This window comes from Marinobacter sp. UBA2498, from assembly GCF_002341575.1.
GTDB lineage: Bacteria > Pseudomonadota > Gammaproteobacteria > Pseudomonadales > Oleiphilaceae > Marinobacter > Marinobacter manganoxydans.
Map to the genome: position 1 here is coordinate 40,980 of NZ_DDOI01000063.1, position 3,758 is coordinate 44,737.

The 3,758-nt window shown below is 61.3% G+C and carries 3 protein-coding genes and 1 pseudogene; all 4 read left to right on the forward strand.

Annotated elements, in window-relative coordinates; genetic code table 11:
* The coding region (locus B2W52_RS08195; RefSeq protein WP_286802421.1) for an arginine deiminase at positions 1–1,188 on the forward strand (1,188 nt) is incomplete at its 5' end.
* An 18-nt stretch (positions 1,189–1,206) separates the two neighbouring features.
* A complete protein-coding gene (locus tag B2W52_RS08200) occupies positions 1,207–2,208 on the forward strand; it encodes an ornithine carbamoyltransferase (RefSeq protein ID WP_092031274.1) in 1,002 nt (333 codons plus the stop codon).
* A 1-nt stretch (position 2,209) separates the two neighbouring features.
* Positions 2,210–3,118, forward strand: coding sequence for a carbamate kinase (gene arcC / locus B2W52_RS08205; RefSeq protein WP_273069090.1), 909 nt, complete (start codon positions 2,210–2,212; stop codon positions 3,116–3,118).
* A gap of 12 nt (positions 3,119–3,130) precedes the next feature.
* Positions 3,131–3,758: pseudogene (locus B2W52_RS08210) on the forward strand (F0F1 ATP synthase subunit beta); the annotation flags it as partial.

The following is a 3,758-nucleotide window of genomic DNA, read 5'->3' on the forward strand; positions in this document are numbered from 1 at the left end:
CTGCGCCAGGTCATCATCTGCCGGCCGGGGCTGGCGCACCGGCGGTTGACGCCGTCCAACTGCGATGCCCTGTTGTTCGATGATGTGTTCTGGGTCAAGCAGGCCCAGAAAGATCATGACGTGTTTGCCAGCGTGATGCGTGGTCGGGGCGTGGAGGTGCTGGATGTCAACGAGTTGCTGGCGGAAACGCTGGCCATTCCCGAGGGACGTGCCTGGATTCTGGATCACCGGATTAACTGGAACCACATCGGCGTGGGCATGGTGTCGGATCTGCGCGCCTGGATGGATGAACTGCCCGAAAAGGCGCTCGCCGAATTCCTGATCGGTGGTCTGGAGGTAGGGGATCTGCCATTCGATCCCGTTGGACTGTTCGGCAACCACCTAGGACGTTTCGGATTCGTGCTGCCGCCACTGCCCAATTTCCTGTTCACCCGGGACAACAGCGCCTGGGTGTATGGCGGGGTTACTCTCAACCCGATGTATTGGGTTGCCCGCAAGCCTGAGACCCTGCTGATGGCCGCTATCTACCGATTCCACCCGAAATTCGCCGGCAAGGTGAACGTGCACTGGGGCGATCCTCTGGAAGATCATGGCCTGGCAACCCTGGAGGGTGGGGACATCATGCCGCTGGGGAACAGAACGGTTCTGGTAGGCATGGGCGAGCGATCCTCTCCCCAGGCCATCGGGCAACTGTCAAAAGCACTCTTTGATGGCGGAATGGTGGATCGGGTAATCGCCTGTCAGCTGCCCAAAACCCGGTCGGCCATGCACCTGGATACCGTGTTTACCTTCTGTGGGGGCAACGTGGTCACTGCCTTCAAGGAAGTGGCCGATGCCGTGATCTGCTACGACCTGCGCCCCGGTGAGGGAGCAAAAACACTGGCGTTCAATCAGGACTCGCGGCATCTGTTTGAGGTGGTCGCGGAGATTCTCGGTTACCCGGCCCTGGAGGTCGTGCCAACCGGCGGTGACACGCCGGAAGAGCGCGAGCGGGAGCAGTGGAACGACGGCAACAATGTGCTGGCCCTGAGCCCGGGTGTTGTTGTCGGTTACGACCGCAACGACGATACCAACGCGGCGCTTTCGGCGGCGGGCATCGAAGTTCTGGCAATACCCGGCGCCGAGCTGGGCCGTGGCCGGGGCGGCGGTCGGTGCATGAGTTGCCCGACCATCCGGGACGCTATCTGACAGCCAGGGAGAAACGCTATGGCATTCAATCTCAAGAACCGACACTTCCTTACCCTGCGGGATTTCAGCCCCAGGGAAATCGCTTTTTTGCTGAAGCTGTCTGCGGATCTGAAGACGGCCAAGTACGCGGGCACCGAAGTGCCCAAGCTCGAAGGCAAGGACATCGCCCTGATCTTCGAGAAGAATTCCACGCGGACCCGGGTCGGGTTTGAAGTTGCTGCCTTCGACCAGGGGGCGCGGGTAACCTACCTGGGGCCGACCGGAACCCACATTGGCCATAAGGAATCGGTTAAGGACACCGCCCGGGTTCTTGGCCGGGTTTACGATGCCATTGAGTATCGGGGGTTCGGACAATCGGTTGTGGAAGAGCTGGCACAGTACGCCGGCGTGCCGGTCTACAACGGGCTCACCAATGAATTTCACCCCACCCAGATATTGGCGGATTTCCTGACCATGCAGGAGCATGTGGAAAAGCCGTTGCGGGATGTGGCCTACGTGTTCATTGGCGATGCCGCCAACAACATGGGCGACAGCCTGCTGATTGGTGGCGCCAAGATGGGCATGGACGTGCGCTTGTGCGCACCAAAAGCCTGCTGGCCTGGCCAGGCCGTTCAGGACGAGGCCCAGGCGCTGGCGGCTGAAACCGGAGCCCGCATCACCATCACGGAGGATGTTGACGCCGCCGTTGCGGGAGTCGATTTCGTCTATACCGATGTCTGGGTCTCGATGGGCGAGCCAAAGGAAAAATGGGCCGAACGGATCAAACTGCTGATGCCTTACCAGGTGAATGCGGCCTTGATGGCCAAGACCGGCAATCCGCGGGCGCGGTTCATGCACTGTCTGCCGGCCTTTCACAACACCGAAACCGTGGTGGGCAAGGAGATTCAGGAGACCTATGGCATTGACGCCATGGAGGTGACTGAAGAGGTTTTCGAAAGCCCCGCTTCGATTGTTTTCGATCAGGCCGAGAACCGCATGCACACCATCAAGGCCGTCCTCGTGGCGACCCTGGGAGGCTGACATGCTGGTTGTGGCAGCGTTGGGGGGGAATGCCCTCCTGAAACGCGGGGAGCCGCTGACTGCGGAGGTTCAGCGCAACAATGTGCAGATTGCGGCCCGATCGCTGGCCGCGGTTGTCCGGGCCGGCCACGACCTGGTGGTTACCCATGGCAACGGGCCCCAGGTGGGGCTGCTGGCTTTACAGGGCGCCTCCTACAAACCGGATGAGGCTTACCCGCTGGATGTCCTGGGAGCGGAAACCGAGGGCATGATCGGCTATATGATCGAACAGGAGCTGGAGAACGCCCTGGAACATGACCGGCCTGTCGCAACCTTGCTGACCCAGGTCGTGGTGGATCCCAGAGACCCGGCTTTTGAAAAGCCCACCAAGTTTGTGGGCCCGGTCTATGACCGTGAAGAAGCAGAGCGCCGGGCAGCCGCTGCGGGCTGGAGCATTGCGCCGGACGGCGACAAATGGCGCCGGGTGGTGCCTTCTCCTAAGCCCCTGGAAATACCGGACATGCGCGTACTGAAGTTGCTGCTCGACCAGGGCGTGGTTGTGGTGTGTGCCGGGGGTGGCGGAATACCGGTGCTGCGCAGGGACGACGGCAGCATGGTCGGCATTGAGGCGGTCATCGACAAGGACGCTGCGAGCTCCCTGTTGGCCAGACAGCTTGGTGCGGATGCGCTGCTGTTGTTAACCGATGTTGAGGCGGTCTACCGGGACTTCGGGACCGACCGGTCGACGGCGCTTTCGGAATTGACAGTGTCAGAGGCACGGGCCCTGGAGATGCCTGCCGGCTCCATGGGTCCGAAACTGCAGGCCGCCTGCGATTTTGCCCAGGCTGGCGGGATCAGCGGCATCGGGCGCCTCCAGGATGCCGTGGCTATACTTGAGGGATCGGCGGGCACTCGAGTGTCGGCCAAATAAAAGGCATTTGTCATGAGGCACAACGAGTCTCTGGATACCTTGCAGGATGCCGGTAAAGGTACCGTGGTGGCCATCCGTGGTGGTGTGGTGAGCGTCAGGTTTCCGGAGCCGGTACCCCAGATACGCGAGCTTCTCTATGCCGGCAAGATTGCGCTTGAGGTGGCCGCGCTTGAAGACCGGGGTGTGGTCCGCTGCATGGCACTGGCTCCGGTAAAGGGGCTCGGCCTGGGTATGCCGGTTCGGGCAACCGGCTCACCGATCACGGTGCCGGTGGGTGATGCCATTCTCGGAAGGATGCTGAATGTGTTTGGTGCGCCGGTCGACAATCAGCCTGTGCCGGCTACCAGCGACCGCCGCGCGATTCATCAGCTCCCACCCCTGCTGGAAGATCGCGTGGTTCGTAGCCAGATCCTCGAAACCGGCATCAAGGCCATTGACCTGTTATCGCCTATAGAGCGTGGCGGCAAAACCGGTCTGTTCGGGGGTGCCGGTGTCGGCAAGACGGTGCTGATTACCGAACTGATCAATAACACCGTTCAGCAGCACAAGGGCGTCAGCCTGTTTTGCGGCATTGGTGAGCGTTCCAGGGAAGCGCAGGAGCTTTATCGGGAAATGGGTGAGGCTGGCGTGCTCGAGAACA